General features: G+C 71.7%; 23 protein-coding genes and 1 pseudogene. 6 read left to right on the top strand and 18 right to left on the bottom strand.

All coding sequences use genetic code 11. From position 1 onward, the window contains the following. Positions 1-180: 180 nt before the first annotated feature. The 4 genes from ACWCP0_RS04685 to ACWCP0_RS04670 all read right to left on the bottom strand — a co-directional run bounded on the left by ACWCP0_RS04685 (position 181) and on the right by ACWCP0_RS04670 (position 4027). The gene (locus ACWCP0_RS04685; RefSeq protein ID WP_451077414.1) at positions 181-1209 is read right to left on the bottom strand and encodes a 6-phosphofructokinase; all 1029 of its coding nucleotides are present in this window, start codon (positions 1207-1209) and stop codon (positions 181-183) included. Positions 1210-1359: 150 nt separating this feature from the next. Further along, on the bottom strand, positions 1360-2031 hold the full coding sequence (locus tag ACWCP0_RS04680; protein WP_451077413.1) for a response regulator: 672 nt from the start codon (positions 2029-2031) through the stop codon (positions 1360-1362). After that, positions 2028-3248: a MacS family sensor histidine kinase gene (macS, locus tag ACWCP0_RS04675; protein WP_451077412.1), complete on the bottom strand. Its 1221-nt coding sequence runs from the start codon at positions 3246-3248 to the stop codon at positions 2028-2030. The genes ACWCP0_RS04680 and macS overlap by 4 nt, the downstream gene beginning before the upstream one ends. A gap of 35 nt (positions 3249-3283) precedes the next feature. After that, entirely contained in the window at positions 3284-4027 is a 744-nt protein-coding gene (locus ACWCP0_RS04670) for a lysophospholipid acyltransferase family protein (protein WP_451077738.1), read from the bottom strand. Positions 4028-4247: 220 nt separating this feature from the next. Between ACWCP0_RS04670 and ACWCP0_RS04665 the strand changes: the two genes are divergently transcribed. Both ACWCP0_RS04665 and ACWCP0_RS04660 read left to right on the top strand, forming a co-directional pair. Then, entirely contained in the window at positions 4248-5027 is a 780-nt protein-coding gene (locus tag ACWCP0_RS04665; protein WP_451077411.1) for an alpha/beta hydrolase, read from the top strand. After that, positions 5020-5634, top strand: coding sequence for a hypothetical protein (locus ACWCP0_RS04660; RefSeq protein WP_451077410.1), 615 nt, complete (start codon positions 5020-5022; stop codon positions 5632-5634). The genes ACWCP0_RS04665 and ACWCP0_RS04660 overlap by 8 nt, the downstream gene beginning before the upstream one ends. Before the next feature lie 46 nt (positions 5635-5680). Here ACWCP0_RS04660 and ACWCP0_RS04655 read toward each other — a convergent pair whose 3' ends face one another. The 6 genes from ACWCP0_RS04655 to ACWCP0_RS04630 all read right to left on the bottom strand — a co-directional run bounded on the left by ACWCP0_RS04655 (position 5681) and on the right by ACWCP0_RS04630 (position 10710). Further along, positions 5681-6445: an endonuclease/exonuclease/phosphatase family protein gene (locus ACWCP0_RS04655; protein ID WP_451077409.1), complete on the bottom strand. Its 765-nt coding sequence runs from the start codon at positions 6443-6445 to the stop codon at positions 5681-5683. A gap of 244 nt (positions 6446-6689) precedes the next feature. Continuing rightward, entirely contained in the window at positions 6690-7631 is a 942-nt protein-coding gene (locus ACWCP0_RS04650) for an ROK family glucokinase (protein ID WP_451077408.1), read from the bottom strand. Positions 7632-7692: 61 nt separating this feature from the next. Then, on the bottom strand, positions 7693-8145 hold the full coding sequence (locus ACWCP0_RS04645) for a DUF5304 domain-containing protein (protein WP_451077407.1): 453 nt from the start codon (positions 8143-8145) through the stop codon (positions 7693-7695). A gap of 61 nt (positions 8146-8206) precedes the next feature. Then, positions 8207-9418 carry an ArsA family ATPase gene (locus ACWCP0_RS04640; RefSeq protein ID WP_451077406.1) on the bottom strand — a complete coding sequence of 404 codons (1212 nt, stop codon included), beginning with the start codon at positions 9416-9418 and terminating at the stop codon, positions 8207-8209. An 11-nt stretch (positions 9419-9429) separates the two neighbouring features. Continuing rightward, entirely contained in the window at positions 9430-9885 is a 456-nt protein-coding gene (locus tag ACWCP0_RS04635; RefSeq protein WP_351228299.1) for an SRPBCC family protein, read from the bottom strand. 63 nt (positions 9886-9948) lie between these two features. Next, positions 9949-10710: a metallophosphoesterase family protein gene (locus ACWCP0_RS04630; protein WP_451077405.1), complete on the bottom strand. Its 762-nt coding sequence runs from the start codon at positions 10708-10710 to the stop codon at positions 9949-9951. Between the two features lie 237 nt (positions 10711-10947). Here ACWCP0_RS04630 and ACWCP0_RS04625 point away from each other — a divergent pair, with 237 nt between their 5' ends. Next, positions 10948-12744 carry an AMP-dependent synthetase/ligase gene (locus tag ACWCP0_RS04625; protein WP_451077404.1) on the top strand — a complete coding sequence of 599 codons (1797 nt, stop codon included), beginning with the start codon at positions 10948-10950 and terminating at the stop codon, positions 12742-12744. Between the two features lie 19 nt (positions 12745-12763). Here ACWCP0_RS04625 and ACWCP0_RS04620 read toward each other — a convergent pair whose 3' ends face one another. Together ACWCP0_RS04620 and ACWCP0_RS04615 are read right to left on the bottom strand one after the other, a co-directional pair. Then, on the bottom strand, positions 12764-14392 hold the full coding sequence (locus tag ACWCP0_RS04620; protein WP_451077403.1) for a GMC oxidoreductase: 1629 nt from the start codon (positions 14390-14392) through the stop codon (positions 12764-12766). Positions 14393-14677: 285 nt separating this feature from the next. Further along, positions 14678-15820: a glycosyltransferase family 4 protein gene (locus tag ACWCP0_RS04615; RefSeq protein WP_451077402.1), complete on the bottom strand. Its 1143-nt coding sequence runs from the start codon at positions 15818-15820 to the stop codon at positions 14678-14680. Between the two features lie 100 nt (positions 15821-15920). Between ACWCP0_RS04615 and ACWCP0_RS04610 the strand changes: the two genes are divergently transcribed. Next, positions 15921-17162 carry a glycosyltransferase 87 family protein gene (locus ACWCP0_RS04610; RefSeq protein WP_451077401.1) on the top strand — a complete coding sequence of 414 codons (1242 nt, stop codon included), beginning with the start codon at positions 15921-15923 and terminating at the stop codon, positions 17160-17162. On the opposite strand, the pseudogene ACWCP0_RS04605 reads toward ACWCP0_RS04610, so the two are convergent. The 6 genes and pseudogenes from ACWCP0_RS04605 to ACWCP0_RS04580 all read right to left on the bottom strand — a co-directional run. Continuing rightward, positions 17126-17614, bottom strand: a pseudogene (locus ACWCP0_RS04605) (MATE family efflux transporter); the annotation flags it as partial. The gene ACWCP0_RS04610 and the pseudogene ACWCP0_RS04605 sit on opposite strands and share 37 nt — an antisense overlap. A gap of 260 nt (positions 17615-17874) precedes the next feature. Then, positions 17875-19080, bottom strand: coding sequence for a hypothetical protein (locus ACWCP0_RS04600; RefSeq protein WP_451077400.1), 1206 nt, complete (start codon positions 19078-19080; stop codon positions 17875-17877). Positions 19081-19104: 24 nt separating this feature from the next. Further along, a complete protein-coding gene (locus tag ACWCP0_RS04595) occupies positions 19105-20151 on the bottom strand; it encodes an NlpC/P60 family protein (protein ID WP_451077399.1) in 1047 nt (348 codons plus the stop codon). A gap of 233 nt (positions 20152-20384) precedes the next feature. Further along, positions 20385-21413 carry an NlpC/P60 family protein gene (locus tag ACWCP0_RS04590; protein WP_451077398.1) on the bottom strand — a complete coding sequence of 343 codons (1029 nt, stop codon included), beginning with the start codon at positions 21411-21413 and terminating at the stop codon, positions 20385-20387. A gap of 336 nt (positions 21414-21749) precedes the next feature. Beyond that, positions 21750-23111: an NYN domain-containing protein gene (locus tag ACWCP0_RS04585; protein WP_451077397.1), complete on the bottom strand. Its 1362-nt coding sequence runs from the start codon at positions 23109-23111 to the stop codon at positions 21750-21752. Positions 23112-23150: 39 nt separating this feature from the next. Next, positions 23151-23393, bottom strand: coding sequence for a hypothetical protein (locus ACWCP0_RS04580; RefSeq protein ID WP_351228480.1), 243 nt, complete (start codon positions 23391-23393; stop codon positions 23151-23153). Positions 23394-23507: 114 nt separating this feature from the next. Here ACWCP0_RS04580 and ACWCP0_RS04575 point away from each other — a divergent pair, with 114 nt between their 5' ends. Both ACWCP0_RS04575 and ACWCP0_RS04570 read left to right on the top strand, forming a co-directional pair. Beyond that, the gene (locus ACWCP0_RS04575) at positions 23508-24212 is read left to right on the top strand and encodes a rhomboid family intramembrane serine protease (protein WP_451077396.1); all 705 of its coding nucleotides are present in this window, start codon (positions 23508-23510) and stop codon (positions 24210-24212) included. Beyond that, the gene (locus ACWCP0_RS04570) at positions 24209-24490 is read left to right on the top strand and encodes an Lrp/AsnC family transcriptional regulator (RefSeq protein ID WP_351228275.1); all 282 of its coding nucleotides are present in this window, start codon (positions 24209-24211) and stop codon (positions 24488-24490) included. Before ACWCP0_RS04575 ends, ACWCP0_RS04570 begins: the two co-directional genes overlap by 4 nt. The last annotated feature ends 393 nt before the right edge of the window (positions 24491-24883 follow it).

The following is a 24883-nucleotide window of genomic DNA, read 5'->3' as shown; positions in this document are numbered from 1 at the left end:
CCCGCCCTGCCCCTTCCCGGACTGGGGGCGAGCCCCGCCCCCAGCCTCAGCCCCAGCCCCAGCCCCAGCCCCCGGGGACATGCCCAGTACCGTCCGGGCGGCCCGAGTGTCCGTCCCTCAATCGCCGGAGGACGGGCTCCGAAGGAGCCCGCCGCAGGCGCGCCGCGCAGGCCCCCGGCGTCAGCCGAAGAAGACGCCGACCTCCTCGTACAGCGACGGGTCCACGGTCTTCAGCTTGGACGTCGCCTCGGCGATCGGCACGCGCACGATGTCCGTGCCGCGCAGCGCGACCATCTTCCCGTAGTCGCCGTCCCGCACTGCGTCGATCGCGTGGAGGCCGAAGCGCGTGGCCAGCCAGCGGTCGAAGGCGCTGGGCGTGCCGCCGCGCTGGACGTGGCCGAGGACCGTCGTCCTCGCCTCCTTGCCGGTGCGCCTCTCGATCTCCTTTGCCAGCCACTCGCCGACGCCGGAGAGCCGCACATGGCCGAAGGAGTCGAGCGATCCGTCCTTCAGCACCGCGTCGCCGTCCTTGGGCATCGCGCCCTCCGCGACGACGACGATCGGCGCGTACGAGGCGCGGAACCGCGAGGTGACCCAGGCGCACACCTGGTCCACGTCGAAGCGCTGCTCCGGGATGAGGATGACGTTCGCCCCGCCCGCCAGGCCCGAGTGCAGGGCGATCCAGCCTGCGTGACGGCCCATCACCTCGACGACGAGGACGCGCATGTGGGACTCGGCGGTGGTGTGCAGCCGGTCGATCGCCTCGGTCGCGATGCCGACGGCGGTGTCGAAGCCGAAGGTGTAGTCCGTGGCGGACAGGTCGTTGTCGATGGTCTTCGGCACGCCCACGCAGTTGACGCCGTATTCGTCGGCGAGGCGGGCCGCGACACCGAGGGTGTCCTCGCCGCCGATCGCGATCAGCGCCTCCACGTCGTGCTTGGCGAGGTTCTCCTTGATGCGGCGGATGCCGTCCTCCTGCTTGAGGGGGTTGGTGCGCGAGGAGCCCAGGATGGTGCCGCCGCGGGGCAGGATGCCGCGGACGGCGGGAATGTCCAGCTGCACGATGTCGCCCTCGAGCGGCCCGCGCCAGCCGTCCCGGAAGCCGGTGAACTCATATCCGTACTCCTGGACACCCTTGCGGACGATGCCGCGGATGACCGCATTGAGCCCGGGGCAGTCGCCGCCCCCGGTCAGTACTCCGACCCGCATGGAAGTTCCCTTCGCCGTCGGTGATGGCATAGGGAAGCCACGCTAGTAGTGACCCAGGTCACTCCGGCACGGTACGAAAGGTGAATTCCGGTACGGCGAGCGTCTGTTGGCCTCCGGCGATTCACTCCAACGAGTGGAGCGGGTGCCGGGTCAGGCGTCGTCGAGGCCGCGCTCTATCGCGTACCGCACGAGCTCCACGCGGTTGTGCAGCTGGAGTTTGCCGAGCGTGTTCTGCACATGGTTCTGCACGGTGCGGTGCGAGATGACGAGACGCTCGGCGATCTGCTTGTACGAGAGCCCTTTGGCGACGAGCCGCAGCACCTCCGTCTCCCGCTCGGTGAGCTGCGGGGCCTTCGGCTCGTCGGGTCCGGCGGACGGCGCGGGGTCGGTGGCCAGTCGGCGGTACTCCCCGAGGACCAGCCCGGCCAGGCCGGGCGTGAACACCGGGTCGCCGACGGCGGTCCGCCGCACGGCCTCGATGAGCTCCTCGGTGCTGGCCGACTTCAGCAGATAGCCGGTCGCTCCCGACTTCACCGCCTCCAGCACGTCGGCGTGCTCGCCGCTCGCCGAGAGCACCAGGACCCGCAGCGCCGGGTTGGCCCCGACCAGCTCCTTGCACACCTGAACGCCTGGCTTGGCGGGCAGGTTGAGGTCGAGGACGAGCACATCCGGCCCGGCGGCCCGGGCGCGGCGCACCGCCTGCTCGCCGTCGCCCGCCGTGGCGACCACGTCGAAGCCGGACTCGGCGAGGTCGCGCGCGACGGCGTCCCGCCACATCGGGTGGTCGTCGACCACCATCACCTTGATCGGCCGCTCGCTCATCTATCCGCCCGCCTCCCCCGTGGAACCTTCAACTCGACTTCCGTGCCCTGGCCCGGGACCGAGATCAGCTCGGCCGTGCCCCCGATGTCCCGCAGCCGGCCGCGGATCGAGAGCGCGACACCGAGCCGCCCCTCCCCCTCGGCCTGGGCGAGCCGCCCCTCCGGGATACCGGGTCCGTCGTCCCGCACCGTCACGATCACCTCGTCCGGCCAGTCCTCGACCAGGATCCACGCCCGCGCCTCGTCACCGGCATGTCGCCGGACATTGTCCAGGGCCGCACCGACAGCCGCCGCGAGCTCCTTCGCCGCCTGCGGCGCAAGCAGCACCGGGGCGCCCGGCTCGGACAGGGTGACCCGCGACCCGGCGTGCGGCGCGAGCAGCGTGCGCAGATCGCACGGAGCGGCGACGGCCGGTTCATCCGGTTCATCCGGTTCGTCCACGATCCGTACGACCGCGCCCTGCGTCTCGTCCTCGGAGACGCGCGAGGCGGGCACCAGACCGCCGGCGACCAGGGTGCGCAGGGCGACCTCCTGTTCGCCCGCCATCCTGCCCAGATCCGCGGCCTCGCCGCCGAGTGCGGTGCCGCGGCGCTGCACCATCGCCAGCACCTGCAGCACTCCGTCGTGGATGTCGCGGGCCAGCCGCTCACGCTCCCGGGTGGCCGCCTCGATCTCCAGGGCTCGGGCCAGGGTGCGCTCTGAGGCGCGGGCGACCTCGACGACGTAGCCGATGGCGATGGAGGCGACCCAGACCAGCAGGACGTTGTGGAAGGTGTCCCGGCTGGGCTCGCCGCGCTCGATGATGTTGGCGACGGCAACGAGGGACGACGCGAAGCCCGCCCAGCGCCAGCCGCCCTTGATCGCGTACGCGAGGACCGAGCCCGCGGTCCATATCGACGGAAGGGTCGTGCCGTCCATCTGCTGGGCGTGGGCGTCGGCGAGGGGCGTGAGGAGAATGCCGACGAGGGCGACGGTGAGGTCGGCGACGAGGAAGCGCTTCGTGCAGCTGGCCGCGTTCGCCACCTTGGGGAGCGTGGCCAGGGTCCAGACGGCCAGGAACGCGAGGAAGGCGACGGCCACCCAGAGGCGTTCGAACCTGTCCCACCCGAAGGCACAGAGCAGGACCGCGTAGCCCATCGTCAGCACGCGGTAGGCGGTCAGCGCACGCCACAGCGGCAGCTCGACCGACATGCGCACGACACGCTCGCGCTTGGCCATCTTCCCCCCACCCCGTACTGCCCCGACGGGCGGCGCTACTGGGCGCCGTGCTCCGTCTTCCTCGCCGCTTCCCCGGCCGCGTCCTTGGCGGCCTGCCTGGCCGCCTTCTCCGCATCGGCGATCTGGCGCTTGGCCGCCGTCGCGTAGACGTCCACGTACTCCTGCCCGGACAGCTTCATGATCTCGTACATGACCTCGTCGGTCACCGAGCGCAGGATGAAGCGGTCGTGCTCCATGCCGCGGTAGCGGCTGAAGTCGAGCGGCTTGCCGATCCGGATCCCCGGGCGCATCAGCTTGGGGATGACCTTGCCGGGCGGCTGGATCTTCTCGGTGTCGATCATCGCCACCGGTATCACGGGCGCGCCCGTCGCGAGCGCCACGCGCGCGAGGCCGCCCGGCTTGCCGCGGTAGAGCCGGCCGTCGGGCGACCGGGTGCCCTCCGGATAGATACCGAACAGTTCACCGCGCTCGATGACCTCGATACCGCTCCTGATGGCGGCCTCGCCGGCGCCGCGGGCGCCCGAGCGGTCCACCGGAAGCTGCCCCACACCCTTGAAGAAGGCGGCCGTGAGCTTGCCCTTCACTCCGGGCGAGGTGAAGTACTCGGCCTTGGCGATGAAGGTGACCTTGCGGTCCAGGATCGCGGGCAGGAAGAAGGAGTCCGAGAACGACAGGTGGTTGCTCGCGAGGATCGCCGGCCCCTCGGCGGGAATGTTCTCGAGGCCCTCCACCCAGGGCCTGAAGGCGAGCTTCAGTGACCCTCCGATGGAGAACTTCATTGCGCCGTAGATCAACTCGAGTGCCTTCCCTGTGTCCGTCGGAAAGACCTTAACCCGTGCGGGTCCTGCCCTCCCTCCCCCGGTGCCACGGCCGGTGCGCATCAAGGGCCGAGCCGGTGCACCGTCGGCCCTGGTCGGTGTCAGTCCGGTCGCGTACGGTGAAGGCACCTTCCGAGCACTTCCTTTCCGCACTTCCGATCCTCACGAACAGGAGACCCCGGTGCCGGTCCTTCCTGGAGCCGAGCCGTACCGCCACGAGGGCGGCGAGATCGGCGTCCTTCTCTGTCATGGATTCACCGGTTCCCCGCAGTCGCTGCGTCCCTGGGCGGAGTATCTGGCCCAGCGCGGTCTGACCGTGTCGCTGCCGCTGCTGCCCGGCCACGGCACCCGCTGGCAGGACATGCAGCTGACCGGCTGGCAGGACTGGTACGCGGAGGTGGACAGGGAGCTGCGGACGCTGCAGGAGCGGTGCAGCCAGGTGTTCGTCTTCGGGCTCTCCATGGGCGGTGCGCTCACGCTGCGCCTCGCCGCCAAGCACGGCGACGCCGTGCAGGGCGTCGTCCTCGTCAACCCGGCGAACAAGGTGCACGGCCTCACGGCGTACGCCCTTCCGGTCGCCCGCCACTTCGTCCCCTCGACGAAGGGTCTCGTCAACGACATCGCCAAGGAAGGCGCCGACGAGGTCGGCTACGACCGGGTGCCACTGCACGCCGCGAACTCGGTGCGGAATTTCTTCCGGCTCGTCGACGGCGAGCTCCCGCAGGTCACCCAGCCGCTGCTGCTCCTGCACAGCCCGCAGGACCATGTGGTCCCGCCCGCCGACTCGGCCCGGATCCTCAGCCGCGTCTCGTCGACGGACGTCCGGGAGATCCTGCTGGAACAGAGCTACCACGTGGCGACGTTGGACCACGACGCGGAGCGGATTTTCGAGGAGAGTTACGCGTTCATCGGCCGCCTCGCTCCGAGTGTCGCGAAGAAGGGAAGCACGTCCGGTGGCTGAGCAGCACGACGCGGACCGGGACGACAGGGACCGGGACCCACAGCCGATCGACGAGGAGGCTGCTTGGGCTGCGATCGTCGCGGCGTACGGCGATGAGCCGGCCGACCCGCCGGGGGCCAGGCCGTTCAAGTCGGTCGAGGACCTGGCGGGCCTGAACAAGCTGGTGAAGAACGACGCCGCGTCGCCGCAGGCCGGGGACGGGGACGACGACGAGGACGAGGACGACCGGCGCCCCGGGCCGGACCGGCCGCTGGGCAGCTCGATCGTCTTCGCCCCCGGTGTCGGCGTGGGCGGTGGCGGCCCGCGGGACTACGAGGTCGCCGAAGCGAGCGACGACGACCTCGAGGAGACGGACGAGGGCCATTTCGTGCCGCCGGAGCCGCCGCCGCTGCCGGAGGCCGACACGACCGCGAAGTTCGCCTGGCTCGCGGTGATCGGCGGCCCGGTGCTGCTGCTGCTCGCCGTGCTCCTCCAGTGGGACATGACGTGGTGGCTCACCACGCTCGGCGTCGGCGGCTTCCTCGGTGGCTTCGCCACGCTGGTGGCCCGGATGTCGCACGGCGACGACGAGGACGACGACGATCCGGGGCGCGGCGCGGTCGTCTAGCGCGGAGCAGTCGTCCGACGGGGCGGTCGTCCGGCGGGGCGTTCGGTCAGCCTGACGCGGGGATCCGGAGCGCGGCCAGGACCGGAAGGTGGTCCGTGGCCGCCTTCAGGTCCGCGTCCATCAGGCCCGGAAGGCCGAGCGGCACCCCGCAGCCGAAGACCTCGACGCCCTTGGTCACGAAGATCGCGTCGATGCGCTGGTGCGGGTCGGTGGCCGTCGAGGTGTACTCGCCGCCCCAGGGGCCGGCCGTCCAGCAGTCCTGCAGCTCGGCCGCGAGCCGCCGGAAGCTCCGGCCCGTCGGCCGCTCGTTGATGTCGCCCGCGACGATCGCGTGCGGCACGTCCATGGCCTCGACGCGGTCGAGCAGCATGCCGGCCTGGGCGTGGCGCTCGTCGCTCTGCAGGCTCAGATGACAGCTGAGCAACCCGATCCTGGCGCCCCCGATGCGTACGACGGCCGTCGCGAAGCCACGGCGGTGCAGACCGGGCGTGAGCGGCAGCAGTACGTCCTCGGTGTGCTCCACGGTCGCCCGCAGCGAGCACAGCAGCAGCGGCCCTGCGGCGGTCGCGCCGCCGCTCAGCACGACCAGCTCGCTCCTGGCGGCGAGCCGCGCCGCATGCTTGCGCCACCGGAAGAAGCGAGGGGCTTCCTGGACGAAGACGACGTCCGGCCTGCAGGCGCGGATCACGCGCGCGAGTGCGTCCTCGTCGTCGCGCAGGGAGCGGATGTTGTAGCTGAGCACGCGGATGACGGCCGAACCGTCGGGTTCGGTGCGGGAGTTGGGCAGCGGGTGCGTCGCGGGCGTCGCCATGCGGTTCAAGATAGCGGGGCGCGCCCTCCGCGCCCCGGCCGCGCGGACCGGGCGCGCCGCGTGCGGTGGCACCGCATGCCGAGGTGGCGTGCCGAGGGCGTGCTGAGGCTCCGCCCCGGACCCCCTCGTCCTCGATCGCCGGACGGGCTCGTGGTGAGCCCGTCCGGCGTGGGAGGACGGACACCCCGGTCCACCGGGCGCTACGGAGCAGGCCCCCAAGCCCGGCACGGGGTGCGGCAGGGCGTCAGCCCTGCCGGGCCAGGTCTGCCGCGCCGACGAGGCCCGCCTTGTTGCCGAGCTGAGCGGCGAGGACCTGGGCGTGGGGGCGCCACTGACCGCCGATCAGCCAGCGGCGGAAGGACGTGCGGATGGGGTCGAGGACGAGCTCGCCCTCGTCCGAGACCCCGCCGCCCACGATGAACGCGGACGGGTCGAAGAGCGACGCGAGGTCGGCCAGGCCCGCGCCCGCCCAGCGGGCCAGCTCGCGGAAGGAGTCGATGGCGACCTTGTCGCCCTGCCGGGCGGCGGCGCTGACGTGCTTGCCCTCGATGCCGGCGGGGGTGCCGTCGCCGAGGCCGAGAAGGATCTCCGCGTTCTCCGGGGTCGCCATCGCGCGCTGGCGGGCGTACCGGACGAGGGCGCGGCCCGATGCGTACTGCTCCCAGCAGCCCTGGCTGCCGCAGCCGCACAGCAGACCGTCGGGGACGACCCGGATGTGCCCGAACTCGGCGGCCACGCCGAAGCGTCCACGCCGGAGCTTGTTGCCGATGATGATGCCGCCGCCCAGGCCGGTGCCGAGCGTGATGCAGATGACGTCCTCGTGGCCCTGGCCCGCGCCGAAGCGGTACTCCCCCCACGCCGCCGCGTTCGCGTCGTTCTCCACGACGACGGGAAGGCCGACGCGCTGTTCGACCTTGTCCTTCAGCGGTTCGTGCCGCCAGTCGATGTTGGGCGCGAAGAGGACGGTGGAGCGCTTCTCGTCGACGTAGCCGGCGGCGCCGATGCCGACAGCTTCGATGTCGTGCCCCTTACCGGCTCCGGTGACGGCCGCGCAGATCGCATCCACGATGGCCTCGGCGGTCGGCGGAGTGGGCACCGTGTGCGTCTCGAGAATGGTGCCCGCTTCGTCGACCACGCCGGCCGCGATCTTGGTGCCGCCGATGTCGACGCCGATGGTGAGTCCCATGTGTCCCTCAGTTTTCGGTCGAGCCCCGCTAAGGCCAACCGTACCCGAGGGAGTCACGGCCTCAGTCCAGGTCGATCTTCTCGCTCGGACCCTCGTCGCGTCCGTCGGGGCCCTCTCGGCCGTCGCGCGCCTCGCGGGCCGTGGGCTCTCCGCGGGTCCAGCGCCGCTCCTGGCCCTCGACGGCCGAGCGGTACGCGGCCAGCAGCTCGTTGCCCGCTGCCGCGAGGTGGTCGAAGACCTGCGGGTTGCGCTCGATGACCGGCTCGACGGCCGCCTTGGCCTGGCTGATGAGCTGCTGCACGGTCCCCTGCGCGGCCATGCCGAACAGCGGGTTCTGCAGCGAGGACATCTTGTCGGCGACCGCGTCCATCAGCTTGCGCAGCTCCTCGGCCGCGGAGCCGGGCTGCGACCCGTACCGCTGGCGGCGGCGGGCCCGCTCGGCCTCCAGGTCCTCGGCACACGCCTCGGCCCAGGCGTCGGCATCGACGGCGGGACGTTCGGTGGCATCGCTCATGACGCACTCCTGGAGAACGTGACTTCGTACTGCCGACGGTACCCGAACGGGGCGTGCCGGTTCAGCGTCCCCGGGGCCAGAGGGCGGGGTCCGGCGTGAACCGGATCCCCAGCACCCCGTCCACGAGCCCCGCACCGGAGACGGTGCAGCGGCGCAGCACGGAGGGGAGCGGAACGATCCGCCGGAACGGGCCCACGGTGAGGAGGAGTTCGTCGCCGCGGCGGACCAGGTCCAGCTCCTCCTTCACGGCCCCGGGCAGAGCCAGCCGCCAGAGGAGAATGCCGTCGTCGCCGGCCGGGCCCTCGATGCTGCCCCACGGCTCCTGCCGCCCCGGCCCCGAGGGCTGGTCCCAGGCCTCCGAGGGCTCCGAAGACGTACCGGGCTCCAAAGGCCCGCCCAGTACGGTCAGGTCGTCGCGTCCCCGCGGGTCCCGGCCCAGGTGCTGCACCTCGCGGACCGGGCACGCCGGCTCCCACTCCTCGTACCACCGCCGCAGCACCTTGTCCTGCTGCGCCTGGAGCCCCGCGAGCCAGGGGTCGGGGGACTTCGGCGGCAGGACCCGGTTCGCCACGAGCGCGTCGACGGCCGTCCCGTACAGCGCGAGGCCGAGCCGGGCGGTGCGCAGCGCGTCCTCGCCCGCGGGTCCCGGCTCGGCGACGAGCCGGACCATCGTGTTCCGGTCCTCGAACAGCTCCTGTACGGCGGAGAGCTCCCGTTCCCAGCGCGCCGCCATCTCGTACAGCCACTGTGCGGGCATGGGCACCCCCGCGAGCTGGGCCAGCACGGGCCGCAGGGCGCGCGCGGCCTGCCGCTCGGGCGGGAGGAGGCGGCGCAGATAGCGGCGGAGCTGTTCGGGGAGGGCGATCAGGCCGAGTGTGCCGAGGACCGGGGGCATGTCGACGACGAGGACGTCCCAGTCGCCGGCCGCGGCGTCGCGCAGGGCCCGCAGCATCGCGAACTGCTCGCTGCCGGGGAGCTCCGTCAGCTCCTCGTCCTCCAGCCTGTGCGCGCCCAGCAGGTCGAGCGCGGCGGTGCTGCGCTCCTGGAAGGCGAGGAGTTCGCCGCGGAAGTGCGCGCCGGAGTCGACCCGCACGGCCCACAGGTCGCCGGTCACCCGCTCCGGCTCGGTCCCCACGGCGATTCCGAGGGCGCCGTCGGCCTCGCCCGAGAGCAGCAGGGTCCGCTTCCCGCTCCGCGCCGAAGCGAGCGCGGTCGCCGCGGCGACCGTCGTACGGCCCGAGCCTCCGGGCCCGGTGACAAGGAGGGTGCGCATCGGGGAAGGAGTCAGACCTTCGGTCCGGCGCCGGACTCGACGCGCTTCTTCAGCCCGGCGAGGGCGCGGTCGATGATGACCTTCTCCGCCTTGCGCTTGATCATCCCGAGCATGGGGATCTTGACGTCGACGGTGAGCTGGTACGTGACCTCCGTGCGCTCACCGCCGGCGAGCGGCGCCAGCGTGTAGGAGCCGTCCAGGGCGCGCAGCATCTGCGACTTCACCAGCGTCCAGGAGACCTGGTTCTCACCCGTCCAGGTGTAGGCGAGCGTGTGGTCGTCCTTGATCGCACCGGCGTCGAGCACCAGTCGGACCTGCACCGCACGCCCCTGGTCGTCCTTCTCCAGGACCTCGGTCTCCTGCACCTCGCCGGTCCACTCCGGGTAGCGCGCGAAGTCGGAGATGACCCCCATCACGTCGGCGGGCGCCGCGTCGATGGTGATGCTCGAGCTGGTGTGTTCCGCCATCGCCGTGGCTCCTCTTCTGCGCTCCGGAGGCTTGCGCTGTGCAATCTATCGCGACCGGACCCGTCACCATTCCAGGGCCCACGGCCTGCCCGTCGCCGCGAAGTGCCCGACGTTCACGCACTCGGTCGAGCCGATCCGCATGCGCCGGGCGAGCGGCTGGTGGACGTGCCCGAAGAGGGCGTACCGAGGCCGGGTGAGCCGGATGGCGTCGAGCAGGGCGCGGCTGCCGCGCTCGAAGCGGCGGGCGACGGTGTCGTACGTCAGTTCCGGTACGTCGGGCGGGATGTGCGAGCACAGCACGTCGACCTCGCCGAGCGCCTCGACCTTGGCGGCGTACTCCTCGTCGGAGATCTCGTAGGGCGTGCGCATCGGACTGCGCAGTCCGCCGCCGACGAAGCCGAAGACCCGTCCGTCCAGCTCGATGCGCTCACCGTCGAGAACGGTGGTGCCGGGGCGCGCGTACTCGGGCCAGAGGGACGGAATGTCGACATTGCCGTAGGTGGCGTAGGTCGGCGTGGGGAAAGCGGCGAACATCTCGGCATACTGCTTGCGCACGGCGGAGACGATCGCGGCGTCCCGGTCCAGTCCCGCCCACAGCCGCTGCCCGAAGGCGCGGGCCTCGTCGTAGCGGCGGGCGGTGCGCAGCTCCACGATCCGGTCGGCGTTCTCGACGCCGAAGAGATCGGGGAAGATACCGCGCGAGTGGTCGGCGTAGTCGAGGAAGAGCACCAGGTCACCGAGGCAGACCAGGGCGTCGGCGCCGTCGCCGGCCCTGGCCAGGTCCCTGGTGTTCCCGTGTACGTCGCTGACCACATGAACTCGCATGTCGATCACCCTAGAGTCGTCGACGGCCAGTGGGTAGAGGGGTCCGGACCTGCGGTTACTTCCGCGTCGTCCGGCGAGTGGAATAGGGTGCGCGGTGCAGCGACACACAGGTGTGACGCAGAGAACATCTGGCCGGGACCCCCTATCCGGAACCGAGTACTGATAGGTAACGTCCGGGCAGTCCCCGGTGCGTTCACACAGAGCCGTGGCGCCGGCGCCCGATGAGGAGCAGCAGTCTTGCGCGAGTTCAGCCTTCCGGCCCTTTACGAGGTCCCCACGGACGGCAATCTGACGGATCTCATCCGCCGCAATGCCACGCAGCATCCGGATGTGGCAGTGATGGGCAGAAAGGTCGCGGGCGTCTGGACGGACGTGACCGCCACCCGGTTCCTGTCCGAAGTGCGGGCCGCCGCCAAGGGGCTGATCGCGGCCGGGGTGCGACCGGGTGACCGGGTCGGCCTGATGTCCCGCACCCGCTACGAGTGGGTGCTGCTGGACTTCGCGATCTGGAGCGCCGGCGCGGTCACCGTGCCGGTCTACGAGACCAGCTCCGCCGAGCAGGTGCAGTGGATCCTCGGCGACTCCGGCGCGGTCGCGGTGATCGTCGAGGGCGACGCGCACGCCGCCGCCGTCGAGTCCGTACGGGACGGGCTGCCGGCCCTCCGGCAGGTCTGGCAGATCGAGAAGGGCGCGCTCGAGCAGCTGACCGCGGCCGGAACCGAGGTCTCCGACGAGACGGTCGACGAGCGCAGCGCGGTCGCCAAGGCCGACGACCCGGCGACGATCGTCTACACGTCGGGCACGACCGGCCGCCCCAAGGGCTGTGTGCTCACGCACCGTGCGTTCTTCGCGGAGTGCGGCAACCTGGTCGAGCGCCTGAAGCCGCTGTTCCGCACGGGCGAGAGCTCGGTGCTGCTCTTCCTCCCGGCCGCGCATGTCTTCGGCCGGATGGTCGAGATCGCGTCCGTGATGGCGCCGATCAGGCTCGGTTGCGTCCCGGACATCAAGAACCTCACCGATGAACTGGCCTCCTTCCGGCCCACCCTGATCCTCGGTGTGCCGCGCGTCTTCGAGAAGGTCTACAACTCGGCGCGGGCGAAGGCCCAGGCGGACGGCAAGGGCAAGATCTTCGACAAGGCCGCGAACACGGCGATCGCATACAGCCGCGCCATCGGTACCCCGGAGGGTGCGCCGCTCGGGCTGAAGCTCAAGCACAAGGTCTTCGACCGTCTCGTCTACAGCAAGCTGCGTGCCGTGCTGGGCGGACGCGGTGAGTTCGCGGTCTCCGGCGGTGCCCCGCTGGGCGAACGGCTCGGTCACTTCTTCCGCGGCATCGGCTTCACGGTGCTGGAGGGTTACGGCCTCACGGAGTCGTGCGCGGCCACCGCGTTCAACCCGTGGGACCGGCAGAAGATCGGTACGGTCGGGCAGCCGCTGCCGGGCTCGGTGGTGCGGATCGCCGACGACGGCGAGGTGCTGCTGCACGGCGAGCACATCTTCACGGGCTACTGGAACAACGAGGCCGCGACGGCCGAGGCGCTGGCCGACGGCTGGTTCCACACCGGTGACATCGGCACGCTCGACGAGGACGGCTACCTCGCGATCACGGGCCGGAAGAAGGAGATCCTGGTGACGGCGGGCGGCAAGAACGTCGCCCCCGCGGTCATCGAGGACCGGATCCGGGCGCATGCACTGGTCGCCGAGTGCATGGTCGTGGGTGACGGGCGGCCGTTCGTGGGCGCGCTGGTCACGATCGACGACGAGTTCCTGGCCCGCTGGGCCGCCGACCACGGCAAGCCGGCCGGTTCGACGGCGGCGTCGCTGCGCGAGGACGCGGACCTGCTGGCGGAGGTCCAGCGGGCGGTGGACGAGGGCAATGCCGCGGTTTCCAAGGCGGAATCGGTGCGGAAATTCCGCATCCTCACCTCCCAGTTCACGGAAGAGTCCGGCCACATCACGCCGTCGCTGAAGCTGAAGCGGAATGTGGTGGCGAAGGACTTCGCCGACGAGATCGAGGCGATCTACCGGGCGTAGTACACGCACCGGACGTGGCTCACGGGACGAAGTCCTCGGTCAGGACTCGCTCGATGTTGCGCTCGGCGAGCGCGGTGATGGTGACGAACGGATTGACACCGATGGAGCCCGGGACGAGGGCTCCATCGGTGACGTACACGCCCGGGGCGCCCCTGACGCGCCCGTAGTCGTCGGTGGCCCGGCCCAGGACGCAGCCGCCGAGCGGGTGGTACGTGAAGTCGTCGGCGAAGGTCTTGTTGCCGCCGAAGAGGTCGTACCGGTAGATCGTGGCGTTCTTCAGGTTGATGCGGTCGAAGAGCTTCTTCGCCGCGGCGACGGAGACCTGACTCTGTGCCCGCGTCCAGTCGAGCCTCGCGGAGTCGGTGGCGGCGTCGTACGAGAAGGTGCCGCGCTCGGGGTTCCTCGTGATCGCCAGGTAGAGGCTGATCCAGTGCTCGAAGCCCATCGGCAGCGGGGCGATCTCGGCGAAGACGGGGTTGGCGGCGTTGGACCAGTCGTCGATGCCCATGACGGGCATGGTCGACTGGTGGGCGCCGACGGTGTCCCACACATGGTTGGCGCGGGCCGTCATGACGTTGCCGTTGGTGCCCCAGCCGGTGCCGACCTGGTCGCTGAGGTCGGGCAGCGCTCCCGTCTCCCGGGCGCGCAGCAGCAGTTCGGTGGTGCCGAGGCTGCCCGCACCGAGGAAGAGCCGGTCGCAGCCGATCTCGCGGGTGGCGACGACGTTGCCGGCCAGGTCGATCCGGTCGGCGGTGACGACGTACGTCCCGTCGGGCTGTCTGCGGAGCGCGCGGGCCCGGTGCAGGGTCTCGACGGTGACGTTCCCGGTGCCGAGTGCGGCGGCGAGATAGGTCTTGTCGAGGCTGCGCTTGCCGTGGTTGTTGCCGTAGATGACCTCCCCGGCGAGGGCGGACCTGACGGCCTGTCCGGCGGCTTCGCGCTCCATGTGCCCGAAGTCGTACACGTTGGGTACGAAGGTGGTCCTCAGGCCGGCGTTGGCGGCGTGCTTGCGGGAGATCCGGGTGAAGCGGTACCACTCGGTGGCCTCGAACCAGGCCGGGTCGACGGTGTTGACGCCCAGCATCCGGCGGGCGCGGGGGAAGTACGTGCCGTACATGGCGGTGGCGTCGACGGACGGCAGCATCTCGGCGAAGTAGGCGGGCTGCGGGGTGACCGCCATGCCGCCGTTGACGAGGGATCCGCCGCCGACGCCGCGCCCCACGTACACGGACATGTCGGCGAAGCGGACGCGGTCGAGGACTCCGGGGTACGGGCTGATGTCCTTGTTGACGACGTCCAGCCACAGGAACTGGGCGAGCGGCGCCTCGGTGCGGGTGCGGAACCACATGGAGCGCCGGTCGGGGGCGCCGGTGGCGCAGAAGACCTTGCCGTCGGGGCCGGGGGTGTCGGTGCCCCAGAGGCGGCCCATTTCGAGGACGAGGGTGCGGATGCCGGCCTCGCCGAGGCGGAGGGCGGTGACGGCGGCGCCGTAGCCGGAGCCGATGACGAGGGCGGGGGTGTGGTCGGTTCCGGCCGATCGGGCCGGTGCGGCAGCGTGCGCTGGGCCGATGCGGGTGAGGCCCAGGGCGGCGGCGGTCTGGAGGGCGCCGAGACCCAGGAGGTGACGGCGCGTCAGATTTGGTGTCATGCGCGCAGCATGGGCGGATTTTGGGGTTCCGCCTATGTGCTCCGCGCGTGATTTTTTGGCGGTCGGCAAGAGTGCCGTTTCCGCCAGGCGCGGGCGGGGCGCCCGTCCTCGAACCCACCGGACAGGCCGAGTCAGCGCCGTCAGCGTGTGAAGCGCCCCCCATGCCCGCAGGGTGTGGGGGATCCGGGGCTCCGCCCCGGATGGGGGCCGGGGGCTTGCCCCGGTTCGGGAAGGGGCCGGGAGGTGGCAGAGCCCGCCACAGGCGCCTCCGCCCCCGTGCACGCCCTACAGCAGCGTCTTGAGCGTGTCCGCCAGGAGGTCCCAGCGCCACTTCTCCTCGACCCACTCCCGACCGCGCTCGCCCATGCGCCGGCGCAGTTCCGGGTCCTGGAGCAGGGTCACGATGCGGTCCGCGGAGTCCTCGGGAACCTCACCGCGGACCACCCAGCCCGTCTCACCGTCGAGGACGGCGTCCGGCGCGCCGCCCGAGTCGCCCGCGACGACCGGGAGGCCGGTCGCCGAGGCCTCCAGGTAGACGATGCCGAGCCCTTCGACGTCCAGGCCGCCCCGCCGCGTACGGCACGGCATGGCGAAGACGTCACCGGCGCCGTAGTGCGCGGGCAGCTCCTCCCAGGGGACGGCGCCCGTGAAGCGCACGGACGCGGCCACGCCCGTCGTCTGCGCGAGCCTTCGCAGGTCGCTCTCGTACGGGCCGCCGCCGACGATCAGCAGCACCGCGTCCGGCACCTTCGCCAGGATCGCGGGCATGGCCCGGATCAGTGTGTCCTGGCCCTTGCGGGGCACGAGCCGGGAGACGCAGACGACCACCGGGCGGTCGGCGAGCCCCAGCCGCTCGCGCACGGCGTCGCCGCCCGAGCCCGGGTAGAAGGTCTTCTCGTCGACGCCGGGCGGCAGCTGCACCATCCGCCCCGCCGCCTCGGGCGTCAGCGCCGCGGCGATCCGTGAGCGGGTGTACTCGCCGAGATACGTGACCGTGTCCGTGCCCTCGCCGATCCGGCGCAGCAGCTGCCGGGACGCGGGCAGCTGCGCCCACCCCGCCTCGTGCCCGTGCGTCGTGGCGACGAGCCGCCGGGCACCCGCCCTGCGCAGGGCGGGCGCCATCAGCCCGAGCGGCGCCGCGGCGCCGAACCACACCGACGTACAGCCGTGCTCCCGCAGCAGGCCCACCGCGCGCCGGGTGACGCGCGGTGTCGGCAGCAGCATGGTCGTGCGGTCCCTGACGACCGTGAAGGGCTGCTCGGCGTCGAAATCGGCCGTCGCCTCGATGCCCTCGCGGCTGCGCTTCCATGTGGAGGCGTAGACGACGAGCTGCTCGGGGTCCAGGCGCAGCGCTATGTTGTGGAGGAACGCCTGGATGCCGCCGGGCCGCGGCGGGAAGTCGTTGGTCACGATCAGGGTCTTGTCCATCGCCGCCGACAGTACCAATGGCGGCCATGCCTCTTCGTCGGTGTGCGGTCGTACTGGCACCACGAGAGCTCTGAAGGGTACGAATCGGCATGAGGTGGTCATGAAGGGCGCGGCCCGCTCCGCTCTCCCCGTCGCGGTGTGGATTCTCACCAGGATCGTGCTGCTGCTCTGGGTCCTGAAGGTCCTCTACGTCGCCGGCCCCGATGTGACCAGCGATGTCAGCGGGATCTACCAGGGCTGGTACGAGGTGCTGAGGACCGGCACGTACCCGAGGAACGACGTCACCTGGCAGTACCCGCCGGCGGCCGCGCTCGCGATCCTCGCCCCCGCCCTGCTCCCCTTCCTGAGCTATGTCGAGGCCTTCTTCGTTCTCTCCCTCATCTGCGACGCCGTGGTGCTCGGGCTGCTCCTGTACGCGGGGAGGCGGCCCGGCAAGTCCCTGAAGGGCGTCTGGGTCTGGGTCGCGGGTGTGCCGCTGCTCGGCCCCACCGCGTACGCCCGCTACGACCTGATGGTGACCGCCGTCGCGGTGGCCGCCCTGCTCGCGCTCGCCCGCCGCCCGAGGCTGGCCGGCGCGCTGGCCGGGTTCGGCGCGATGCTGAAGGTGTGGCCGGTGCTGCTGCTGGCCGGGGTGTGGCGCGGCCGCGCCACCCGCCGATCGTCGGGTGCCGCGGTGGTGACGGCGGCCGCTCTGCTGGTGCTGTTCACCGCGGCCATGCCGGGGGCACTGGCGTTTCTCACCTTCCAGCGGGACCGGGGCACCGAGATCGAGTCCCTGGGGGCACTGGTCTTCCATCTGGCCCGGCACAAGGGGTGGGACGGGCAGGTGCTGCTGAACTACGGCTCGGTCGAGTTCCTCGGCCCGTACGTCCCGCTGGTCAGCTCGATCGCGCTGGCGCTGTCGCTGCTCGGGCTGGGCTGGCTCCTGGTCTGGCGGCTGCGGGCCCGGGAGTTCACGGCGAGCACGCCTGCGGACGCGGCGTTCGCGGCGGTGCTGCTGTTCACCACCACGAGCCGGGTGATCAGCCCTCAGTACATGATCTGGCTGGTCGGTCTGGCCGCCGTGTGTCTCGCGTTCCGGTCGAGCCGGATGACGCTGCCCGCGTGCCTGGTGCTGGTCGCCACCGGCGTCACGTACCTCGAGTTCCCCATCCATTTCGCGAACGTGGTGGCGAGCGATCCGCTCGGCATCACCCTGCTCGTCCTGCGCAACGGGCTGCTGGTCGCGGCGACGCTGCTGGCCTGCCGGCGGCTGTGGACGAGTACGGTGCCGGGACGCGGGCACCACCGGCGCACCCGGTCCCCTCAGCCGGATCCCGACAGGGCGCTCCTCGGGTCCTGACTGCGCCGGCGGACGGGGGCAGTCCGCCGGAACAGCCGGGCCGGTGCCGCCTGCTGCACCCCCATCGCGAGGGCCATCGCGAGGCAGATGCCGGGCAGCCCGAGGCCGGACAGCCCGTACGCGAGGGGAAGACGGACGACGGATCCGGCCACGGTGATGCGTGCGACCAGCGGGCTGCCTCCGCTGCCCTCGAAGACTCCGCCGAGCGCGATGAAGCAGGCGAGGAGGACGGGATACGGGCCGAGGCAGCGGAGGAACAGCGCTCCGGGGTCGGCCACACCGGGGTCCCTGCCGAAGGCCCGCACGATCCAAGGGGCGGTGCCGAGCAGGAGCACGGCGGCGGTCGTCCCCACGGCCCCGGAGACGAGGAGCGCCTGACGGCCGAGGGCCCGTCGCTCGTCCTGCCCCGCGCCGAGCAGATGTGCGGTGTGGATGGCTGCGGCCTGGCGTACCCGGGAACCCGGCAAGGGTGGGCTTCGGGGCTCCGCCCCAGCCCCCTCGGGCGCTCCGCCCCGGACCCCCGCTCCTCAGTCGCCGGTGAGGCTCCGAAGCAGCTCACCCAGCGGTACCGGGCCCGCTTCCAGCCCGTCCGGCGCTTGAGGACGGACGCCCGGGCCCACACGGGCGCCCTGGCCCACCCACCGGCTCCGGTCGCATCCTCAAGCCTGGGGCGGAGCCCCCGGAACCGGGGTCCGGGGCCGAGCCCCGGGGCTCACCGCAGTCGCGCTCGTACGTAGTCGCGCCACGCCCGCGTGAACGCCTCCGGGTTCGTGCCCAGGACCTTCCGTAGGGCCTGGTCCACGGCGCCCTCGTCGCGCGGCTGCGCGCCCACCGCACGGTAGAAGTCGGTCAGGACGTCCGCACCCCACCGCTCGGCGATCAGTTCGCACGCCAGCCAGCCGCCCTCGTAGGCGCGGGCGAGCGCGTCCGCCCCCGTGCCGAAGCGGAAGTCCTCGTCGGCCGGGAGGCCTCGGGGCACGTCGCCCGCGCGTACGGCACGCTGGAGTTCGGGGGCCGTCTGGCCGGCGGTGCGGCCCGTGCCGCGGTGGGCGACCCAGTCGGCGAAGCCCTCGGAGAGCCACATCGGGGTGGCCGCTGAGGTGTGCGCGCGGGTGGCGACGTGGGTCGTCTCATGGGTGAGCACGAACCGGCGGCCGAACCCGCCCAGTGCTCCGTACGCTTCGGGGTTCACGATCACGCGGTCCGCCGGAGCCGCCCCACTGCCCCCGGTCTCGCCCGTGGTGACCGCCGCGATCCCCCGGTACCCCGCGGCGGGTGCGCCGAGCAGCCTGCCCATCGCGTCCAGCGAGTCCGGGACGAGGACGACCACCCGGCCCGCCCACCGCCCCGGCCAGGCGGCCGAGACCGCGGGCACGGCACGGTCGGCGTCCGAGGCGATCTGCCGCAGCCGGGCGCGGTCCTGGCCGACGCCGAGGACCAGGCTGTGCTCGCCGCGCACGACGCCGACGTCGCCCTGCTGCCAGAGCTGCTGGGCGCCGTCACGGCCGGGGCGGTCGTCGGTGACGTACCAGCGGCCGTCGCGCTCGGCCAGCTCCAGGGTGCGGGCGGTGGTCACGGGCGCGGTGTCGTAGCCGTCGATGCGGTACCTGAGCTGGGCGTCGGCGGTGGCCCGGTCACCGGTGCGGCGCACCTCGGCCAGCCGGTACTCCCACGACCGCAGCGGCACGTCCGCGAGGTTCTCGAACTCCTCGCGCCCGGCCGCCCCGCCCGCGCCGGATGTCCGGAACGCCCCCGCGTCGTGATCCAGCACCGCCGCCGCCCGGGCGTCGAGCGTGCGCTGGATCTCCTGGCGCGTGGTGTCCTGCGGGGCCTGCCCGGCGGCGCAGCCGGACAGGGCGAGCAGTCCCGCGGCCACGAAACCGCAGGCCGCCTTCCGGACTCTTCCCTGACCAGCCACCCTGCCGATCGTACGGTCACATCGTCAGGGACGGGTCACCGCGGCGATCGGCATCATCCCCACGGGGTCGTAGCGGACCGAGGCCCCGGGGTAGGGCGCGTGCACGACCTGCCCGTTGCCGACGTACATCCCGACGTGGCTGGCGTCGGAGCGGTACGTCACGAGGTCGCCCGGCCTGGCCTCGGACAGGGGCACCTGCCGGCCGGCGTACCGCTGCGCCTGGGAGGTGCGCGGCAGCCCGACGCCCGCCTGCGCGTACGCCCACTGGGTGAGCCCGGAGCAGTCGAAGGCGCCCGGCCCGTTGGCACCCCAGATGTAGGGCTTGCCGACCACGCTCCGCGCGGCCATGAACGCGGCTGCGGCCCGCGGCGACGAGGGGCCGAGGCCGCCCGACAGGTCGGGCAGTGCGCCGTTGCGGCCGGAGCGGGAAGCGCGGGTGTAGGCCTCGCGCTCGTCGGCGGGAAGCGTGTTCAGCAGGCGCTGCGCCGCGGTCAGCTTCCCCTCGACGGTCCGCTTGTGCCGGGCGACGGCGAAGCGGGAGCTCTCCAACTCGGCGAGCTTGCGGGTGGCCTCCGCGCGCTGCTGGGCCATGGTGCGCTGGGCGCGCCGGAGGTCGCGCAGGGCGTCCGCCTGGCGTTCGCTGAGCCGGTCGAGGAGCTCGGCCTTCTCGAGATACGTGTCCGGGTCCTCGGACAGGAGCAGCACCAGGGCGGGGTCCACGCCGCCGGAGCGGTACTGGGCTCCCGCCACCGAACCGAGCGCTCCCCGCTTCCGGTTGATGACCTCCTGCCCGCGTGCCGCGCTGTCCCGAGCCGCGGCCACCTCCTCGCGCAGCCGGTCCGCCCGCTCGTCGGCCTTGTTGTACTGCTCCGTTGCCTTCTCGGCCTCTTCGTACAGCCGGTCGACCTCGGCCCGTGCAGTGCCGGGGGTGTCACGCGGTTCGGCCCCGGCCGGTGCCGCGCCGAGCGCGGCCGCCGTGGAGGCCGCCGCGGCCGACAGGAGGGTGACCCGGGCACCTCGCTGGAAACCGGGGATCCCGGATGACGGGGTGGGTCGGCGATGGGACGCCACAGGAGCCGTACTCCCTTCCGCTGGACACAACGGCCAGTCGGCCATTGCGCGGCAGAGAGTAGCCGTGCGACTACGGGGCGGCCAAGAGCCGTACGGAGCACGAACAGTGACGCCCCGCAGGAGACCTCAAGGTCACCGGCGGGGCGTACCGTCAGCGGATGGTGCGGCAATTCGCCCGATTGGGCGTCAGATGCGCATCCCGGACGCGGTCCGGACCCGGTCCGGACGCAGGGTCAGATCCGGACGCCGAACTGGAACGTGCCCATCCAGTCCATCGACTCGTAACGGACCGACGCACCCGGCTTCGGCGCGTGCAGGATCTGGTTGTTGCCCGCGTACAGACCCACGTGGGACAGGCCGTTGAAGAAGACCAGGTCGCCCGGCTTGAGCTGGCTGCGGCCGATCTTCACGCCGTCGTTCTGCTGGGTGTAGGTGGTGCGCGAGATGCCCACGCCCGCCTGGCGGTAGGCCCACTGCGTCAGGCCGGAGCAGTCGTACGAGTTGGGGCCTTCGGCGCCGGAGACGTACGGCTTGCCGATCTGCGTCGCGGCGGCGTTGAGGGCCGCGCCGCCGCGCTGGGAGGCCGGCACCTCGTTGCCGAGGTTCACACGGTCGCCGGCGGCACGGCTGGCGCGGAGCTCCTCCTCCTGCATCTTCGCGCGCTCTGCGGCGGTCAGGGTGTTGAGGAGCTTCTGGGCCTCGGCGAGCTTGCCCTGGAAGGCCTTCTTCTTCTCGCCGAGCGTCTTGCGCACGTCCTCGAGGTCGGCGAGCTTCTTCGCCGCCTCGGCGCGCTGCTGGGCGAGCGTGCGCTGCTTGGCCTGGATGTCCTGCAGGGCGTCGGTCTGCTTGGCGCCGAGCTGGTCGATCGCGGACGCCTTGTCGAGGTAGGTGTCCGGGTCGGAGGAGAGGAAGAGCTGGAGGGCCGGGTCTATACCGCCGGAGCGGTACTGGGCGCTGGCCACCGAACCCAGGCTGTCGCGCAGGGTGTTGACCTCGTCCTGGCCGCGGGCGACCTTGTCCTGGATCGCGTCGACCTGCTTCTGCAGCTCGGTCTGCTGCTCCTTGGCCCCGTTGTACTCCTCGGTGGCCTTCTCCGCCTCGTGGTAGAGGGCGTCGACCTTCGCCTTGACCTCATCCTTGCTGGGCTTGGCGGGGGCGGCCTGGGCACCCTGGGCGGACAGGGCGACGGCCGCGGCTGCGGTCGCGGTGAGCACGGTCACACGGGTGCGGCTCGGCTGCTTGGGACGACGGTGGGACGCCACGAAGGCGAGCTCCTTCTTCCTCGAGCCGCCTACCGGGCAGTGGGGGGCGATGCCCCGGCTCCGCACCTCTCAGCTCCCCCGATATGGGCTGAACTGGGCGAATTCGGCGGTTCCTTCGCTGTCATCCCGGATGGACGATCAACCGCGCGAAGGTTCGAGGCCTGACCCTAGTGACCTTCTTGTGATCAGTTCAAATCCTCATGAGAAAAAACTCTCGTGCGAAGCACATTCTTTACGCTCATCACACGCGTAGTAGCGGCCACTTGACCGTACGTTCCGTTAAATCGGGCATTAGGCCCAGTGGTTACGAGACGGACCACTCATCGCATGAGCGCACTAAACGCGCGAAAGCCTCTTGAGCAGCATGGCGGAGGCGACCGGCCTGGCGCCCGCCTTCGCCACCCCGTCGGCGACTTCGCGGTCGGTGGAGACCACGACGACGGGCCGGCCGGGCGGCTCGGCCCGCACGAGCTGACGGATGAGCTCGTCCGCGGTCACCCCCGGCTTGGAGAACAGCACCCGCACCCCACGCGGCGGCGCGAGCAGCACGGGTGCGGCCAGCTCCGCCCCGTCGAAGACACAGGTGATCTCGGCGCCCGTCTGCGCGGCGAGCATCGCCAGTCCGCCGAGCAGCCGCAGCCGCTGCTTCTCCAGCGGCATCGTCGGATAGCCGGTCTTGGTGACGTTGTAACCGTCCACGACGAGATGCGCCTGGGGCAGGGCGAGCAGCTGGTCGAGCAGCGCCGGGTCGGTCTCGGAGAGCGCTCGCGCCGCGATGTCCTTGGGGGTCATCCGGCCCGGTTCGACCGCGTCGACGGTGTCGGCGGGGTGCAGCAGTGCGGGTGGCAGGGCCAGTTCGCGGCGCAGCCCCTGGGCCGCGTCGAGCACGGTGTCGAGCAGCAGCCGGACCCGCATGTCCTCGATCGAGCGGCCCTCGCGGGCGGCCCTGCGGCTCACCTCGAGCGCCGACTCCACCTCGCCGAGCCGTGCCTTCAGCCGCCGGGTCTCGCTCTCCGCCGCGGACAACTGGGCCTGCACCTCGGCCCTCGCCGTCTCGTGCTCGGCGGCGGAGCGGCGCAGGGCCGCCTCGCCGCGCTTCACATCGCTCTGGGCGCTGCGCAGCTTGCGCTGAAGCGATTCGGCTTCCTTTCGGGCGGCCTCCAGTTCGGTGCGCAGCCGCTCGGTCTCGGACCTGGTCTGCACCCTGAGCCGGTCGACCTCCTCGCGGAGCCGCTCCAGCTCGCGCCGGGTCTCCTCGTCGACGCGCTCGGCGTCGGCGCGCTGGGCCTCCTCGCCCGCCGCGGCCACGAGCTTCACCCAGCCGCCCGGGCGCAGCACATAGGCGGCCGCTGCCACGTCGACGGGGTCGGCGGCCGCGGGCGGCGCGCCGGACTCCAGCGCCCCGGCCAGATCCGGCTGCGACTCGCGCAGCCGCTCGCCGATGCGCTGCCGGAACACCGGATCGGTCTCGAGGGCGGCGGCCATGGCGTTGCCCGCGAACTTGGCACGACGGGACGGGGTGAACCGGGCGTACTGCCGCAGCTGGGTGGGAAGATCGCTGACGGTCAGCCCACCGAACGCGTCGGACACGAGGGCGACGACCCGGTGCCGTACGCCCTCGGGCAGCGGGCGGTCGAGCGCCTCGGCGGCGCCACCGGCCGCACCGGCCGGTCCTGCGCCGCTGTCAGGCTGCTCCACAATTCGTCACCCCTACCGTCTCCGCCGCGACGGCTCCCGTCAGGAACCGGTACCCGGCCTGTCCACCAGTTCGATCTGATCCACCGCATTGCACCAGCGGCAGCGGACCGACTCGATGGTCTCACTGACCACCTCGCGCTCCTCCACCGTGGGTTCTCCTGCCAGGTCCAGATGGACGTACTCGACGACCTTGGACGAGCGGGTCACATCGAAGCGGGTGAGATTGCCACAGAGCGTGCACCGCCACCGCGTGGTGGCCGTCGGTGTGGGAACCGTCGTCATCATGCCGTCCTCGTCTCGTCGTGCCTACTGCCCGTAACCCTACGACCTCCGTGGCAGGCCGGGACACGGCGAGGCGGTCCGTCCCCGTCGCTCCCGGTACGCCATGCTCTGGGCATGATCGACCGGCGGACGGGACCCGTGGTGACCTACGGCGTGATCGGCCTGTGCTGTCTGCTGTTCCTCATCGGTCCGACTTCCGGGTTCAACCCGGCATACGGGACCGGGGACACGCTGCTCGCGTCGACGATGTCCTACTTCGAACGCTGGGGCGTCATCCCCAACGAGCTGATGCGCAGCTCCCCACGAGCCCTGCTCACCCCGCTGACCGCGCTGTTCCTGCACGGCAGCTGGCTGCATCTGCTGGGCAACATGCTGTTCCTCTATGTCTTCGGCGCGATGGCCGAGGAGCGCATGGGGCATGTGCAGTTCGCGCTCTTCTACGTCGGTTGCGGATATCTGGCCCTCCTCGCGTTCGCCGCGGCGAACGCCGAGTCCACGCAGACGCTGGTGGGGGCGTCCGGGGCGATCTCGGGGGTACTGGGTGCGTTCCTGTGCCTCTTCCCGAGAACCCGGGTGACCAGCCTCTACCCCTTTCTGTTCTTCCTGCCGCTGCGGTTCCCCGCATGGATCGTGCTGATCTTCTGGTTCGCCCTGCAGTGGCTGGCGGAGGCGCAGAGCACGTCGTCGGGGCCGGGGGTGGCGTATCTGGCGCATCTGGTGGGCTTCGGGATCGGCTTTCTCTACGCGTGGGGGCGTTTCCGGCAGGCCGCTAGAGTGAAAGCCCAAGCCACGGCCACCGAGGGAGACAGCCAGCCGTGATCACCGCGATCGTGCTCATCAAGACCAGCGTGGACCGCATCCCCGAGATCGCCGAGTCGATCAAGTCGGTGGAGAACGTCAGCGAGGTCTACTCCGTCACCGGTACGTACGACCTGATCGCGATGGTGCGCGTGACCCGGCACGAGGACCTGGCGGACATCATCCCGGGCCGCATCAGCAAGATCCCGGGCGTCGAGGCGACGGACACGCACGTCGCGTTCCGTACGTATTCGCAGCACGACCTGGAGGCGGCGTTCGCGATCGGGCTGGACGCGTAGGGTTTTCCGGCCGTGCGAAGTCCCCGCGCCTGAAGAAGCCTTCCCTCATCTTCGGCTCGTCCGGGGCCGGCGCAGGGCCCCGAGGATGGACGCACGGCCTACGCACACCGACTCGCCACGCTCGCCGCGGTCGTCGCGATTCCCCTCGGGATCGCGGCGACGGACGGCGGTGGAGGCGCGCTGCAGGCGCCCGGTGCGCGGCTGCTTTCGGGCCGGGTTGGGTGCGAACTGGGCGCCGGAGGGGCCGCGTTGGCCCGGCGAGTGCCGGCACCGGACGCCCGGCCGGCTTGACGCCGGCGTCGGTGCCGCTGTGCGAAGCGCTCGGCCGCGTCGGCATCGAGGCTACGGCAGCACCACGCGTGAGGTGCGATCCGTCCGTGTCCGTCCCGGACT

This window comes from Streptomyces sp. NPDC001970, assembly GCF_053594115.1.
Note: the sequence above shows the minus strand (reverse complement) of the source record. Positions and strands in the feature narration are given on the sequence as shown.